The organism is Sphingopyxis sp. (assembly GCF_035686825.1).
Taxonomy (GTDB): Bacteria; Pseudomonadota; Alphaproteobacteria; order Sphingomonadales; family Sphingomonadaceae; genus Sphingopyxis.
In genome coordinates, this window is sequence record NZ_DASRYZ010000007.1 from 739,028 (window position 1) to 754,054 (window position 15,027).

At 58.7% G+C, this 15,027-nt stretch carries 13 protein-coding genes; 10 read left to right on the forward strand and 3 right to left on the reverse strand.

The genetic code is table 11. The features are described from left to right. Nucleotides 1-3: 3 nt before the first annotated feature. The 8 genes from VFG17_RS21445 to VFG17_RS21480 all read left to right on the forward strand — a co-directional run bounded on the left by VFG17_RS21445 (nucleotide 4) and on the right by VFG17_RS21480 (nucleotide 8,474). On the forward strand, nucleotides 4-702 hold the full coding sequence (locus tag VFG17_RS21445; RefSeq protein WP_325031390.1) for a class I SAM-dependent methyltransferase: 699 nt from the start codon (nucleotides 4-6) through the stop codon (nucleotides 700-702). A gap of 21 nt (nucleotides 703-723) precedes the next feature. Then, nucleotides 724-1,725, forward strand: coding sequence for a hypothetical protein (locus VFG17_RS21450; protein WP_325031391.1), 1,002 nt, complete (start codon nucleotides 724-726; stop codon nucleotides 1,723-1,725). Between the two features lie 57 nt (nucleotides 1,726-1,782). Continuing rightward, on the forward strand, nucleotides 1,783-3,075 hold the full coding sequence (locus VFG17_RS21455; protein ID WP_325031392.1) for a hypothetical protein: 1,293 nt from the start codon (nucleotides 1,783-1,785) through the stop codon (nucleotides 3,073-3,075). A gap of 4 nt (nucleotides 3,076-3,079) precedes the next feature. After that, nucleotides 3,080-4,027, forward strand: coding sequence for a hypothetical protein (locus VFG17_RS21460; protein WP_325031393.1), 948 nt, complete (start codon nucleotides 3,080-3,082; stop codon nucleotides 4,025-4,027). A gap of 82 nt (nucleotides 4,028-4,109) precedes the next feature. After that, nucleotides 4,110-4,859 carry a glycosyltransferase family 2 protein gene (locus VFG17_RS21465; RefSeq protein ID WP_325031394.1) on the forward strand — a complete coding sequence of 250 codons (750 nt, stop codon included), beginning with the start codon at nucleotides 4,110-4,112 and terminating at the stop codon, nucleotides 4,857-4,859. 4 nt (nucleotides 4,860-4,863) lie between these two features. After that, a complete protein-coding gene (gene gmd / locus VFG17_RS21470) occupies nucleotides 4,864-5,991 on the forward strand; it encodes a GDP-mannose 4,6-dehydratase (RefSeq protein ID WP_414712979.1) in 1,128 nt (375 codons plus the stop codon). An 11-nt stretch (nucleotides 5,992-6,002) separates the two neighbouring features. Further along, nucleotides 6,003-6,959, forward strand: coding sequence for a GDP-L-fucose synthase (gene fcl / locus VFG17_RS21475; RefSeq protein ID WP_325031396.1), 957 nt, complete (start codon nucleotides 6,003-6,005; stop codon nucleotides 6,957-6,959). Nucleotides 6,960-7,193: 234 nt separating this feature from the next. Next, entirely contained in the window at nucleotides 7,194-8,474 is a 1,281-nt protein-coding gene (locus tag VFG17_RS21480; protein WP_325031397.1) for a sugar transferase, read from the forward strand. Between the two features lie 53 nt (nucleotides 8,475-8,527). On the opposite strand, the gene VFG17_RS21485 is transcribed toward VFG17_RS21480, so the two are convergent. The 3 genes from VFG17_RS21485 to VFG17_RS21495 form a co-directional block, all read right to left on the reverse strand. After that, nucleotides 8,528-9,385, reverse strand: a complete 858-nt coding sequence (locus VFG17_RS21485; RefSeq protein WP_325031398.1) for a hypothetical protein — start codon at nucleotides 9,383-9,385, stop codon at nucleotides 8,528-8,530. 81 nt (nucleotides 9,386-9,466) lie between these two features. After that, complete coding sequence (locus VFG17_RS21490; protein ID WP_325031399.1) at nucleotides 9,467-10,810, reverse strand: glycosyl hydrolase family 28-related protein; 1,344 nt, start codon at nucleotides 10,808-10,810, stop codon at nucleotides 9,467-9,469. A gap of 49 nt (nucleotides 10,811-10,859) precedes the next feature. After that, complete coding sequence (locus VFG17_RS21495) at nucleotides 10,860-11,861, reverse strand: hypothetical protein (RefSeq protein WP_325031400.1); 1,002 nt, start codon at nucleotides 11,859-11,861, stop codon at nucleotides 10,860-10,862. A gap of 289 nt (nucleotides 11,862-12,150) precedes the next feature. On the opposite strand from VFG17_RS21495, the gene VFG17_RS21500 reads away from it, so the two are divergent. Both VFG17_RS21500 and VFG17_RS21505 read left to right on the forward strand, forming a co-directional pair. Then, nucleotides 12,151-13,614, forward strand: a complete 1,464-nt coding sequence (locus VFG17_RS21500) for a protein adenylyltransferase SelO (protein ID WP_325031401.1) — start codon at nucleotides 12,151-12,153, stop codon at nucleotides 13,612-13,614. Nucleotides 13,615-13,683: 69 nt separating this feature from the next. Further along, nucleotides 13,684-14,877, forward strand: coding sequence for a nucleotide sugar dehydrogenase (locus VFG17_RS21505; protein WP_325031402.1), 1,194 nt, complete (start codon nucleotides 13,684-13,686; stop codon nucleotides 14,875-14,877). Nucleotides 14,878-15,027: the final 150 nt, after the last annotated feature.

Here is a 15,027-nt window from a genome sequence, read left to right on the forward strand (position 1 = left end):
TTGATGACTAGCGGACCTTCTCTCCTAAAAAGGGCAACGACGAAGCTGGCCGAGATCAACCAATCGGCGGCCGACGCGCGTGCGGCGGTTGAACTGGCCAAGATGGGCGTGCCCTATCTTCCCTGGCCGGCGTCGGCGATCGCACCTTCGGCCCTGTTGTCGATCTTGAACGACATCGAAATCAACGGTCGGCGTAATATTGTCGAGTTTGGCTGCGGCATTTCGACCGTTTATATGGCAATGGTCGCCAAGCGCACCGGGGCAAGGATTGTCAGCTTCGACGACAATCCTGCATGGGCTGCGATCGTGCGAGAATGGATCGATCGCATCGACGCCGCTGCGCATTGCGAGATTGTGATCGCGCCACTTGGGCCCAACGATCACGCTGTCGACGGCAACCATTGGTACGATCAGGCTGTGGTCGCCGATCGCATTGCCGAGGTGACGGTCGACCTTGTCCTGGTCGACGGCCCCGTTGCCTATACGCAGGAGAAGCGGCTGGCGCGATATCCGGCCCTTCCCAACATATCGGCCCGACTTGGCGATAGCTGTGCGATTTTCCTGGATGATATCCGGCGGCCGGGCGAGCAGGAAATCGCCGAGCGGTGGGCCGCGCAATTCGATCTGACGTTTGAACATCACCCGGGTCGGGGCGGTTACGCCAAGGCCGTCCGCGGGGATGCCTTTTACGCGGCATTCTGATCGCGTTCGAGTATCCGAAGCATGAAGCGCAAATCATATGTTTATGTGGAACGCGACGACGGTCATCGCCAATCTTATCAGGCGATTGTCTCGAAATGGCTTGACGTCGATCCGCTGTATGGACGCGTCAACATGCGTTTGCTTGGAAAGATGGTTCGGGCGCCGCGGTTGATATTTTCGACGATTGACGACAATTATTTCACTTTCATTCTGATTTCGTTGGTTCGGGCAATTTGTGGACGCCGAACGGTAGGAATATTTCTCCGTCCCGCTCAATGCTTTACCGGCACGCGATTTTATCATCGCTGGAAACGCCGTGCCTTTGCAATGCTTCGCCGGGTCCGCTCGATTGCCGTGCTGACCATCGTGCCCTTCGCTGTGCGACCCGAATTCGCATCGGTCGCACGTGATTGGATCCACGATCCCCAGATGTGGGACGTGGGCGAGAGAAACAGGATCATCCCCGTTACGCCGCTGGGTCAATCGCTGGAAAAGGCTGCGTCGGGCCGTCGGATATTATGCTTTGTAGGTGGTGTATCAGCCATCAAGGGCATCGAATTCCTTAGAGATATAGCGTGTGCCGATACCGGTATTGCCGATCGGTACCTCGTTGCCGTCATGGGGAAGCCCGATGCGGAGAGCGTGGGTTTTATGGAAGAACTCGCGGCATGTGGGGCAATGGTCGTGGACCGCCATTTATCCGACCCGGAATTGGAGAGTCTTTACGGCGTTGCCGACATGATTTGGGCCTGTTATCGGCCCGATTATGATCAGGCATCGGGCGTTTTCGGGCGTGCCTTCCAAACCGGAAAGCCGTCCTTGGTCCGATCGGGGTCGGTCATCGAGCAATATGCGGATTATGTGGGCGCGAAGGTGCTGGCGATTGATTATGGCGATGCCGCCCGCGCGGTGGAAGCGATGGATTCACAGGTGGTCGCGGCTGGCGCGGCGAGCAGTGTCGATATCCGGTCCATCGCGGCCATGCGTCAGCAGTTCGTCGAGACGATCGCGAAGTGGCAATGACGGTCCTGAACTTATTCTGCTATCGGGTCGACGCGACTGGGCTGTGCTGGTGAGGCCATGAAGAAATTATCCGAAATATTGGCCTTCCTGACCGCGGCCTTTGTCCCGTTTCCGACACTTGGCTATCCGGTCGCTGCTGACCTTACCATTTCGCCGGCCTTGGTATGCGGATCGCTTTTTCTTCTGGTCAATATCTCCAGAGTGTTCGCCAGGCGGGATTATCTGGTCGCCGCGATCGCAATGGCGGCCTGTTTCATCGTTTCGAACATCGGCCGGAACCCGGTGGACAGCTATCTTCTGTCCTTGGTTGCGCTATTCGCCGTGATTGCGCCGCTCATGCTGGGAAATATCGAGCGCAGCGTCAGCCGCGCAATGATCCGGGGGTTTCTGGTCGGCCTGGTCGTCACGCTGGCGATCTCGTTTGTGGAGCTTGTCAGCGCGCTCCTCAATATCGACGACATCCTGATCCTGCTCGATACGATTTTTCCCGATGGACGCCGCGGAAATCCCGCGCCTTACCTACGGCCAAAGGCGGGCTTCTTCGAGCCGTCCCACCTTGCAGTCTATCTCGCTTTCGCGTTCGTGATCGTGGATATCGCGTTCCAGAAATCCAAGCTTTCCAATGTTTTCAAGGCTCTGATAGGCGTCTCGATCCTGTACGTTGGTTCGCTGTCCGGATTCCTGATCATAACATTCTATATCGCGGCCCAATGGTCGGCCGTGATTTTCGAAAAAAAGCGCAACGCTTTCATTTCTTTCATGACGTTGATCTTGGCGTTCGTCGTGGTGCTTATTTACTGGGACGATATCGTATCGAGTACATATTTCGAGCGCATCGGCATTGTTAGCGAGGCTTTTTCCCGAGGGGATCTGGTGGGCAGCGAAGGGAGCCGGATCAACGCGTTCCGGCCCGTTTTGGACTATTGGTCCGAAAATGGTTGGACCGACTTTTTCCTGGGTACCGGATACGGAAATTATTCCGACTGGCTTATTTATAGATACGGCGGCTTGGGCGTGTTTTCTAGTGCTGGTCGTGGAGATATTGACAATATATTCGCTGCGGTAATGCTTTCGACAGGAATTTTGGGAATAGTTTCATATCTGACATTTCTTTTCATAAGATTTTACTCGATCAGCAAAGGCCGGTTGATCGCAATCGGTCTTTTTGTCGTCGCCGTGCATTTTTCATATGGTCATATGATCTCCTACCTTGTCTGGTACCTGTTTCTGGTTCTGGTCAACGCGCTGTCGTTACGTCGCAGCGCCGAACTGCTAGCCGGAAATGATGGATTGGCGACATCGCCCGCCGCGGAGCCGCGGCGCCGCGCAAGTGCCGGCGTCGGCGGATAACCGGATGCACATCCACTTTTATCATGTTGACGGGCTGGGCCGGGATGCCGACGATGGCGGCGCGATTTTCGATCGCAAGACCATCGCAGCGCTTCGGCAATTGGGCGCCGTGGTCGACGAACTACCCGTTCTTCGCCGCCGGGCTTTGCGTCTGCCAACATGGGCCGGTCGGATCGAAGCGTCGCGACTTCGCATTGCCCAGGGTGAATCCGGCGGGCGCACGATTTTGTCGCATGAAGCGACATTCGACCTTGCGGGCGTGGTAAATGTCGATGCTCTTATCGTGCATAATTATTTTCCGCGTTTTCGCTTCCCCGGTCGTAAGGGGCTGGAATTATATTATCGTCTTGGCGCGCTCGACCATTATCGCCGAGCCTTTGATCGAACGCCCTCGATCTTTTTCCTCTCCTATCGCGAACGCGACGCCGCAGAAGAAGATTTTCCGTCCATCCGCGGGCGCACGACGGTCATCCCGCCTCCTCCCGCGCCGGTCATTCCTTCCGCTCGGAGCATGGAGATCGTGCATGTTTCGGGGTCGGAAGGCTGGTTGCCCAAACGGCTTTCCCGTCTGACGGACCATGAAATCGCACGCTTCGGCAAGGCGGGCTTCGTCATCGGCGATTTTGGCACCCATCCCGCGTCGGCATTCGGGCTGATCAACGATCGCTTTACCGTCGGCTTCAAGCTGAAGCTGATGCAAATGATCGCGTGCCGTGATATTATCGCGAGCTGCGCCGACATCGCCGACGAGATGGAAAGGATCGCGCCTGGTTATCCCTTCTGGCGGCAGGCCGCCTCGGTAGACGAGGCGCTCGAATATTTCCGCGATATACGTGATCGTCTCACCGTGGAAGAGATCGACGCGGCTTTCGACGAAGCCGCGCCGCGTTGGCGGGTACCTTCTTGGAATGACCATGGCGAGGCCATTTTGCATGCGCTGTCCGCAACATGACGCGGATCAATGGCGCCATTCAAGTCTTATCGCACGCATATGAACACAGTGGTTTCAATCGAGGTAATAAACTGAAAATTCGATGAAAATTTCAATTCTAACCGCTGTTTGGAATCGAGGGGCCACATTAGGTCAGGCACTCGACAGCCTTGAGAAACAAACGCATTCCGATTGGGAGCATATCGTGCAGGACGCCGGGTCCACGGACGGAACCCTCGCGCTGCTGGCGGCAAGGCCGGATGCCCGGCGCCATGTCGAAAGTCGCCGTGACGGTGGCATCTATGAGGCGCTCAATCGCGCTTTTTCGCGCAGTTCGGGCGATATTGTCGGGGTGCTGCATTCGGATGATTTTCTGGCCGGGCCGGATATTCTGGCGCGGGTATCCGACGCCTTCGCTAAAACCGATGCGGACGCGATCTATGGCGATCTCGACTATGTCGCGGCGGGGGACACGTCGCGGGTCGTTCGGCATTGGAAGTCCGGAACTTTCGATTCCGATCGGCTTCGCCGGGGATGGATGCCACCGCATCCCGCTCTGTTTTTGCGCCGGAGAGTGATCGAGCGATTGGGTGGATACGACACGTCCTTTCGCATCGCGGCGGATTATGATGCAATTCTTCGCTATTTCAGCGATGAAGAGGTGCGCGTTTCCTATCTGCCTGGCGTCATGGTAAAAATGCGCCTAGGGGGCGAGAGCAATCGCTCTCTGGAGCGAATCCTCCGCAAGAGCCGGGAAGACTACAGGGCGCTGCGTCGCAACGACATCGGCGGCATGAGCGCATTATTCCTCAAGAATATACAGAAAATTCCGCAGTTTTTTCGGAAATCGTGAAGGTATGGTGATGACAAAAAAGGCTTTGATCACGGGCATTACGGGCCAGGATGGCTCCTATCTCGCGGAGTTTCTGCTGGAAAAGGGCTATGAGGTGCACGGCATCAAGCGCCGGGCCTCGATGTTCAATACGCAGCGGATCGACCATATCTATGAAGATCCGCACACCGATAACGCGCGCATCATCCTTCATTACGGGGACCTTACAGATACATCGAACCTGACGCGCGTGCTGTCGGAGGTGCAGCCCGACGAGGTTTATAACCTTGGTGCACAGAGTCACGTCGCAGTCAGCTTCGAAGCCCCCGAATATACCGCCGACGTGGACGCGATGGGCACGCTCCGCTTGCTCGAGGCGATACGATTTCTGGGTCTCGACAAGCGAACCCGTTTCTATCAGGCTTCGACCTCGGAGCTATACGGCCTTGTGCAGGAAACCCCCCAGCGCGAAACGACGCCCTTTTATCCGCGCTCGCCCTATGCCGTCGCCAAGCTCTACGCTTACTGGATCACCGTCAATTATCGTGAGGCCTATGGTCTTTATGCCTGCAACGGCATTTTGTTCAATCACGAGTCCCCGCGCCGCGGCGAGACCTTCGTGACGCGCAAGATCACCCGCGGACTTTCCAATATCGCTCAAGGGCTCGAGAATTGCCTCTATATGGGGAACATCGACGCGCTGCGTGACTGGGGCCATGCGAAGGATTATGTGCGTATGCAGTGGATGATGCTGCAACAGGACCATCCCGAAGATTTCGTGATCGCCACGGGCGTTCAATATTCCGTCCGTGAATTCATCCTATGGTCCGCGGCCGAGCTCGGTATCACCCTTCGCTTTGAAGGCGAGGGAGTGGAGGAGAAGGCGATCGTCGAGGCGGTGTCCGGCGAATCCGCGCCCGCGGTCAAGGAAGGCGATGTGATCGTCCGGATCGACCCCCGCTATTTTCGCCCCGCAGAAGTGGAAACTCTGCTGGGCGACCCGACCAAAGCCAAGGAGAGGCTGGGCTGGGTTCCGGAAATTACGGTTCAGCAAATGTGTGCTGAAATGGTCGCGGAAGATTTGCGAGCGGCCAAGCGCCATCGTTTGCTGCGCGAAAACGGGCTCGATCTTCCGGTGTCGATCGAAACATAAGGGTTAAACCGATGAAATATTATATTGCCGGGCATCGGGGAATGGTGGGAAGCGCCATCCTCCGCCGCTTGCAGCGAGCCGGCGCGGAGGTGGTCGTGCGGTCGCGCGCCGAGCTCGATCTCACCGATCAGGATGCGGTGCGGCGGTTCATGTCGAGCGAGCGCCCGGACGCGGTTGTTCTGGCGGCCGCGAAGGTCGGGGGAATTCACGCGAACAACAGCTATCCTGCCGATTTTATCTATGAAAACTTGATGATGGAATGCAACGTCATCCATCAGGCGTTTCGGGCGGGCGTTGGGAAGCTTCTCTTCCTTGGTTCCTCGTGCATCTATCCGCGCGCAGTTTCGCAGCCCATGCGCGAAGATGCGCTGCTGACCGGCGTTCTGGAACCCACCAACGAACCCTACGCCGTTGCGAAGATTGCCGGCATCAAGCTGTGCGAAAGCTATAATCGTCAATATGGCACGGATTATCGGAGTGTCATGCCGACCAATCTCTATGGACCGGGTGACAATTTCCATCCGGACAATTCCCATGTCATGCCCGCGCTGATCCGGCGATTCCACGAAGCAGTCGAAGAAGGTCGCGACGAAGTCGTCATCTGGGGCACCGGGACCCCGCGCCGCGAATTTCTGCATGTCGACGATATGGCAGAGGCTTCGCTGTTCGTGCTCGGGTTGGACAAGGCGGTTTACGACGCCGAAACCCATCCGATGCTCAGCCACATCAATGTCGGGACCGGCACCGACGTCAGCATCGCGGACCTGGCACGGCTCATTGCCGAGCAGACGGGCTTTACGGGGCGCGTCACGTTCGACACGACGAAGCCGGATGGAACCTTACGCAAGTTGATGGATGTTTCCAGACTCGCCCGGATGGGATGGCAAGCCGCCATCGCTCTCGATCAAGGGGTTCAGGGAACATATGACTGGTTTCGAAAAAACAAGGCCGAGTTGCGTGAGGCTTGACCGCCGGGCAGTTCGGTTTTTCCGGCGATCAACGGGAAAGCGGGCCAGACCGCTGCGCTCCCGGGTTGCCTGCCCGGTTTCTCTCGCGATAATGAATGTCAAACTCCCTTGCGGTCGTGAGCATGCGGATTCCGTCCGCTTTTGTGGCCCTGAAGCAGCGAAACGAAATTGTTAACTTCACCGAACGCTTCCGAACTTCAAGGAAACAGGCCTCACGGCGCGCCGGAGCCTCGGATGCGGGGTGGCCTGACCCTGCAGCTGTTTTTTTCTTCGCTGCGCGTCCAGTTTCTGATCTGCCTGTTCGCGGGTGTCATACTCCCGGTTCTGATTTACTTTCTGAATGATCTGTCGGCGTTGTCCGATAACATTCCCGCCTGGAACTCCGCGCTCGCGGCAACGTTCGCGATCATGGCTGGAGTGGTCGGCGTGCGCAAACTGGCCGATTTCCCTGGCACAATCGGCGCCAGCTATGTTTTTCCGGCATTTGCGGCGAGCTATGGCGTTGCAATGTTCGCTATCCTGCTCATTCGAGCACCTTATAGCGGCGTGCTGCTGTCGATCAGCTTCGCGCTCGCCTTGACCGCGCGCTTCGCAATCACCGCGATGGAGAAGCGAGGAGGGCGGGGCGTCTATTTTCTGGTGCCCGGGGGAAATATCGACCGCATCCGCCGCGATATGGAAGCGGCTTCGATCATGCTCGACAAGCCCGTGTTGCCGCATATGCCCGACGCCATCATCGTCGCCGATCTGCATCATGACCACACTGCCGAATGGGAGCGGACCTTTGCGGTCGCGGCGCTCAACGGGATCGGCGTTCATCATTATAAACAGGTTTGGGAAGCCCAAACCGGCAAGGTCCGGATCGAGCATTTGTCGGAAAACAGCTTCGGATCGCTGATCCCGAGCAATTCCTACGCGAAGGTCAAGCGGCTGTTCGATATCGCCTTGACGTCGGTTGCGCTTCCTATCCTCGTTCTGCCGCTGATGGTGGTCGCTTTCCTTATCCGGATGGATTCGCCTGGATCCGTGTTTTTTCGTCAGGAAAGAATAGGCTATAGAGGGCACTCATTTCGTGTTCTGAAGTTTCGCACGATGCAAGACAAGAGCGCCGAGCCCGACGAGCAGATCGATTCGGTGCACGAAGCGATCACGCGCGACGATGATGATCGCATCACCCGGCTTGGACGTTTTCTGCGTAAGACGCGGATCGACGAACTGCCGCAAATTCTGAACATCCTGCGCGGGGAAATGAGCTGGATCGGGCCCCGGCCTGAAGCCCGCCCGCTCTCCGAATGGTATGAGAGGGAAATTCCCTTTTATTCCTATCGCCATATCGTGCGGCCCGGAATCACGGGATGGGCGCAAGTGAATCAGGGGCACGTCGCCGCAATCAGCGAAGTTCACGACAAGCTTCGCTTCGATTTCTACTATATCAAGAATTTCTCGTTGTGGCTGGATCTCGTCGTGCTGTTCAAGACCGTCGCGGTTGTCGTCCGGGGTTCGGGCGCGAAGTAAGGTTCATCGGTCTCTATCCCGCCAGGCATCCCGGGGTGAGGGAGCCGGGGAACTTAAGGCGCATCGATCCTCTTCAAAAATTGCACGGTCTCCTGCCACCATTGCTCGTCAGAATTCCACTTGGCCTTTGTCCCGGCCGCCTCATTCCATCCGCCCCAGATGATCACGCCGTCGGCCAGGCGGTAAGCTGTTTCCAGTTGGCGCTTCCAGTAGGGCCCGGGAATAGGGCGCGGCGGCCGGAGATTTCCTTCGTTGTGATAATGAGGCCATAGGAAGACGTATACGGGCTTCGACGAGAGGCGCCGCGCTTCGCAAATTTGTGCCGTCGCATTCGTGACCCACCGGGCTTCATCGGGATAATAGGTATAGATCGACGGGAACAGGGCATCGACGTCTTTTGCCAACGGCGCCGCACGGTCGTTCTGTTTCTGCCATTCCCTGTATTTTTCCGAATCCACCGGCGTCACGGTGCGCCAATAGTCGACCAGGGGAACATAGCCATAGAAGCCGACCTCGCGCTTCGTGCCGGTCGCGCGAAAGGCATCCAGAATCGCTTCCAGCTTGATCAGGCCATGCTTGGCCTGTGCATCGCCTTTGGCCAGGTCATAATCCTCGAAATCGAGGACGATCGGCGCGCCATCGTCGGGCAGCCCTTCGACATAGCGGTTCACCATCGCCTGATCCGGGGGACCAAAGCGCGCGACGCCGGGCGCCCAGATTTGCCGATCGATAATGTGAATCGGCTGCATGCCATAGGCGCCGAAATCGGGCTGTCCGTCGAAGAAGAGCCCATTGAAGACCTTGAACGGCCGCGCCGCCGGCTTTTCGCATTCCAGTGCGTAAACCTCCGCACCCGATGCGAGGAGAAAGAAGGTCGCGATCGATGCGGCGATGGAGGCAAAGCGGTTCATGCTGTTCAGGTTTCCAAATTTTTCCGGTTCATCCGATGCTGCTCGCTGTTCCAATTGAACAGATCAGCCTGACTTGACGTCCTAGACCTGTCTCCAGTTCGTGCCGTTGTAGACGAACTCATAAATTCCACCATTGACGGCGGCGATGTTGGAGCCGGATTGGGTGATGAACCGGCCTGCCGACGAAAAATTATGCTCGATCGTCGTGTTCGCATCTTCGACGATAATCGTGAGCCGTTGGCCCTTTTCTCCGCCGCTGGCTGAACGAAAAGCGGTCGGAGCAGTGTTGGCTGTACGGACGGCAGACACTCGGGTGCAGTTGAAGTTTTGCGCGTTGACCGTCCACAGCGCCGGCACTTGCAGATTGAAACCGTAGGAACGCGAATAATCCACATTTCCGAATTGGTGTGCCAAGACCCCGTAAGCCGGGTTCTTGGATTGCATGACCGGTACGGGATAAGTCAGACTCTGATCGGTGCGGCGCAGGTCGGTAAACATGCCCGTGCTTTCGACGTAGGAGGGGGCGGAGTTGTGCAGAATGCGGGAACTGGCCGACATCGCGGCGCCCGGTTTCGGCGCATAATAGCTGCGGCGATCGATCAAGCTCCATCCGTCGCCCCCATATTCGCTGCCGTCGATGAGGGTTTCATATGTGTGGTTCGCGCGCGGAATCACGCCGACCATTTCAAGTATCAATGTGCCGGTGAAACGCAGCCGGATGCCCTTGACGTCGAAATCCTCTATATTGCCGCCGATGACGTGAATCCGGAACTGAAGATTCTGCCCATCCTGTGACTGGACGGCGCCAAAGTCGCCCCAGATATCGCCTTCGTCGAGCCCGTTGCAGTTGATCATCACCGCATTGCCGGCCATGCGATAGCCTGCCTTGCCGGGCCCGGCCTTGTGCGCGTAGCAATTGATCAGCGTCTTGGCGACGTCGCCGCCGAGCTCGAAGCAATGTCCGCCGTTCGAATAGGCGTGGACATTGTCCCACAACACGCTGAAGTTCCCCGCGCCCTTGAAGCAGCTGTCGGCATTGCTTTCCAGCCAGAGATTGCGGAATTCCGAGGCATAGAGTTGAAAACCGCCGGATACGCCGCTGAAGTCGAAACAGCTGTCGCAGTCACCCATGATTTTGAAATTGTGCATGGCGACCCGGTAAAGCGAAGAATTGGATTCGGGACCGATAGCGGTCTTTCCGGCCATGCCGGCGCAAAGTAGTATGCTCTGCTCCATGCCCTGTCCGGTGTAGAACGTCCCGTAGGGGCCATTGGCCGGAATAATGAGGGTATCGGTGATTTTATAGGTCCGGTTCAAAAGACGAAAACAGCCGACCGCGTCGATCATGTCCTGAATGGCAGCGGTGTCGTCGGTCGTTCCGTCGCCGACAGCGCCAAAATCTTCCACGGTGATATAGTCGCTCAAAATCATTCCTTCCCCATTGCAGATCGAACATGTGTTTTTAGTAGAGAATTTATTGCGCGGATGGCCATGTGCCATAGGAACGCAGCGAACGGTCGTTCGCTTTTCTTTCCAGCGTATATACCGGCGGCGGCAGACGGTCGAGTGTAGCCAGCACTTCGATCGTGCGCGGCTCGATCGACACGATGGAATAATAGGAGGGGGTTCCCCCCGTGGGGGCTTCGCCGCGTACCGATAGCGCGGCGCCCAAATGATCGGTTGCCAGCAGGTAGCGATCAATTGTTCCGGTCGGCCGATATACGACACGCCCATCGCCCAGGTTCGAATCCAGGCACCAAAAGCTTCCGGTTATGCGGGAGTCCGGGGCCTTTTCGCGTTTGGTCAGCGTGACGAGACCATAGGCCGGGACATTCTCCGGCGAGCCGGCCGGACGCGCGAGCGGGTTCGCGCAGGCGGTTATGGGGCGGACCGCCTTACCCGGCGAGGTCGGCGAGAATTTGAGGTCGGCAATGGCCGCCTGCACCCATGCTGCGGTATCAGCGGCGCCGCGCTTGGAGGAAACCGCGCGCAAATGGACGTACCAGCCGCCGACGGAAAAGAGCGCCACGCCAATGCTCTGCCGCTTTCCGGCCGGTCGGCGATCATAAACCGCAAGTAATCCGGTGTCGTCGCCGATGGCGGGAAGGTCGAAAGGTGTCGGCGGGACCGCAAGCTTGGCGCCATCATAGTTGCGGCGCGATTCGATCGATCGCTGCGCCTGGGAAAACCACAAGGGGACATCCCCGGACATATTGCGAAAAATGTCGACGGACAGCGTCTCGCCGCCATTCGTTGATCCGAACGATATGGCGGCCTGGGGATCGGAGGCCGTAAGGGGCAACGCAAGTTGCCGAGGAAGGCCCCCGACCATTTCGGGAATAGCAATTCTACTGCTCTTGTGCGTCCATGTTCCATCGACGGCGCTTGAGGCCCGCTCCTTGGCGTCCGACGCCCCGACCGACATGACACCCAGCATTGTAATCAACAGGGTAGGAACCGAATTGATCACATTCATAAGCTTGGGTCCTGTTCTCAAAATCGCAAGGTGCGGCCGAGGCGACGATCGGCCACTACCTATTGCTTCGTGCCGAATCAAACGCTCCATCGCCAGCGTCGGCCATATGGTGACCGAAACGCAAGCCGGACGGCCACTTGATGCAGCGTGCCGCGTATTGGGAGGGAAATTCGGCCTTATGTTAGTTAGGCGCGGCGAAACGTAACAGATACTGATGCCGTCGCTGCCCGCGACAGAGCTGCAGAATCCGCCACTTGCATTCATGACGTCAACGCTCGACATAGGCGCCATGGATTTCGCGTTCGAGAATAGTTTCCACGATAGCATGGAAGGCTTTTACGCGCCTGCGGAGGCCGCCAAGCCCTCGGCGCCGAAGCTGCTTCTTTTCAACCATGCGCTCTCCGAGCGGCTGGGGATCGATGTCGCGGGTGCGACGGACGATCAGCTCGCGCGCGTCTTTTCGGGTGAAGAAACACCCGGAGGCGCAAACCCGCTCGCGCTCGCTTATGCCGGGCATCAGTTCGGGCATTTTTCGCCGCAGCTCGGCGACGGGCGCGCGCTGCTGCTCGGCGAGATCGTCGCGCCCGACGGCGCGCGCTTCGATGTCCAGCTCAAGGGATCGGGGCCGACCGCCTTTTCGCGCAACGGTGATGGCAAGGCCGCGATCGGTCCGGTGCTGCGCGAGTTCCTCGTGTCCGAGGCGATGGCGGCGATGGGCGTGCCGACGACGCGGGCGCTCGCGGCGGTCGCGACCGGCGACCGCGTCCAGCGCGAACGCGCGCATCCGGGGGCGGTGCTCACGCGGGTCGCGAGCAGCCATATTCGCGTCGGCACTTTCCAGTTCTTCGCCGCGCATTTCGGCGCCGAGCATGTCACCCAATTGTCGGATTACAGCATCAGGCGCCATTTTCCGGAACTCGCGGGTGCCGACAATCCGCACCTCGCGCTGCTCGACCGCGTCACCGGCCTGCAATGCGAGCTCATCGCCCATTGGCTGGGGGTCGGTTTCATCCACGGCGTGATGAACACAGACAATGTCGCGATCAGCGGCGAGACGATCGATTACGGCCCCTGCGCCTTCATGGACCGCTTTGCCGTGAGCACCGTCTTCAGCTCGATCGACGCAGGCGGCCGCTATGCCTATGGCCGCCAGCCGCAGATCATGCACTGGAACATGGCGCGCTTTGCCGAGGCTTTGCTGCCGGCGATCCACCGCGTGTCGCCGGAAGATGTCGAGGCGGCGAAGGCGATCGTTGACGCGATCCCCGGCCGGTTCCGCACCAGCTGGCATGCGAAGGTCAGGCAGAAGCTGGGGTTGAGCGGCGAGGGCGCCGACGATAGCGAGTTGATCGATACGCTGTTCGACGAACTCGAAACGCACGGCGTCGATTTCACCTCCTTCTTTCGCGCGCTTGCGATGCTGCTGCGCGGCGACGGCACAATGCTCGAAAGCCTGCTTCCCAGCGCCGATGCGATGGCGCCGTGGATCGCGCTATGGTGGGACAGAATCGCGCTCGACAGCACGGGACCGATCGAGCTGGCCGCGGCGATGGATGCGGTTAATCCGCTCTACATCCCGCGCAACCATCTGGTCGAGGAGACGCTGGAGGCGGCCGAGGCTGGCGATCTCGCGCCGTGGCTACAATTGCTTGGTGTCGTGCGCCATCCGTATGAAGTCCGCCCGGGGCTCGAACGCTTCACGCTTCCCGCGCCGGCCGATGCGGGGCCGTACAAGACCTTCTGCGGCACCTGACGCGGTCGCGGTTGAGCCGGTGCATCGCAGTTGCTAGGGACGGCGCCGCACCACTCAGAGGATAAGTCATTGGCCCCAGCATCCGTTTCGCCCGTCAAGATCGCCGTCGTCGGCACGGGCTATGTCGGCATTTCCAACGCGATCCTGCTGGCGCAGCATAATGTGGTGGTTGCGCTCGACATCGATGCGCGCAAGGTCGAGCAGCTCAATGCGAAGCAATCGCCGATCGCCGACCCCGAGATCGAGGATTATCTGGCGAACCGGCCGCTGAACCTCGTCGCGACCACCGATCGCGACGCGGCCTATGCCGGCGCGGATTTCGTCATCGTCGCGACGCCGACCGATTATGATCCCGATACCAATTATTTCAACACCGGCACGGTCGAGAAGGTGATCGCCGACGCGCTCGTGATGGCGCCCGACGCGCTGATCATCGTCAAATCGACCGTCCCGGTCGGCTTCACCGACCGGATGCGCGGTGAACTCGGCAGTGATGCGATCGTCTTTTCGCCCGAGTTCCTGCGCGAAGGGCGCGCACTTTACGACAATCTCTATCCTTCGCGGATCATCGTCGGCAATACGCACCCGCGCGCGGCCGATTTCGCCCGGCTGCTGCTCGAAGGATCGCTGAAACCCGATGCGGCGATCCTGCAGACGGGCAATACCGAGGCGGAGGCGATCAAGCTGTTCGCCAACACCTATCTCGCGATGCGCGTCGCTTTCTTCAACGAACTCGACACCTATGCCGCCGCGCACGGGGTCGACCCTCGCCAGGTGATCGAGGGTGTGTGCCTCGATCCCCGGATCGGCAGCTTCTACAACAATCCCTCCTTCGGCTATGGCGGCTATTGCCTGCCCAAGGACACCAAGCAGATGCTCGCCAATTACAAGGATGTGCCGCAGAATCTGATCCAGGCGATCGTGTCGTCGAACACGACGCGCAAGGATTTCGTCGCGGCCGAGGTGATCAAGCGCGGGCCGCGCGTCGTCGGTATCCATCGCCTCGCGATGAAGGCGGGATCGGACAATTTTCGCGCCAGCAGCATTTTGGGCGTGATGAAGCGCGTCAAGGCGAAGGGGATCGAGGTGATCGTCTATGAACCGCTGATCGAGGAGGATCAGCTTTTCAACTCGCGCGTGATCCGCGACCTCGCCGCCTTCAAGGCCGAGGCCGACGTCATTATCGCGAACCGCGTGACGGACGATCTCGCCGATGTCGCGGACAAGGTTTACAGCCGCGATCTGTTCGGCGCCGATTCCTGATTATTTTCCCCGGACGCAACTCGCCGCATCGCCGGGAACTGTCCCGATCTCGGCGAGTTAGCTTCGAATTAGGGGAGAAACGGGTTGCACAGCCATATCTCGCGAGCCACAAGCATGCATCGGTGGCCAGCAGATGAAACAATCTGAAAT

Excerpts from the sequence above, each read along its gene's own strand:
- VFG17_RS21445 (WP_325031390.1), top strand. The coding sequence starts at position 4 with ATGACTAGCGGACCTTCTCTCCTAAAAAGGGCAACGACGAAGCTGGCC.
- VFG17_RS21450 (WP_325031391.1), top strand. The coding sequence starts at position 724 with ATGAAGCGCAAATCATATGTTTATGTGGAACGCGACGACGGTCATCGC.
- VFG17_RS21455 (WP_325031392.1), top strand. The coding sequence starts at position 1,783 with ATGAAGAAATTATCCGAAATATTGGCCTTCCTGACCGCGGCCTTTGTC.
- VFG17_RS21460 (WP_325031393.1), top strand. The coding sequence starts at position 3,080 with ATGCACATCCACTTTTATCATGTTGACGGGCTGGGCCGGGATGCCGAC.
- VFG17_RS21465 (WP_325031394.1), top strand. The coding sequence starts at position 4,110 with ATGAAAATTTCAATTCTAACCGCTGTTTGGAATCGAGGGGCCACATTA.
- gmd (WP_414712979.1), top strand. The coding sequence starts at position 4,864 with ATGGTGATGACAAAAAAGGCTTTGATCACGGGCATTACGGGCCAGGAT.
- fcl (WP_325031396.1), top strand. The coding sequence starts at position 6,003 with ATGAAATATTATATTGCCGGGCATCGGGGAATGGTGGGAAGCGCCATC.
- VFG17_RS21480 (WP_325031397.1), top strand. The coding sequence starts at position 7,194 with ATGCGGGGTGGCCTGACCCTGCAGCTGTTTTTTTCTTCGCTGCGCGTC.
- VFG17_RS21485 (WP_325031398.1), bottom strand. The coding sequence starts at position 9,385 with ATGAACCGCTTTGCCTCCATCGCCGCATCGATCGCGACCTTCTTTCTC.
- VFG17_RS21495 (WP_325031400.1), bottom strand. The coding sequence starts at position 11,861 with ATGAATGTGATCAATTCGGTTCCTACCCTGTTGATTACAATGCTGGGT.
- VFG17_RS21500 (WP_325031401.1), top strand. The coding sequence starts at position 12,151 with ATGGATTTCGCGTTCGAGAATAGTTTCCACGATAGCATGGAAGGCTTT.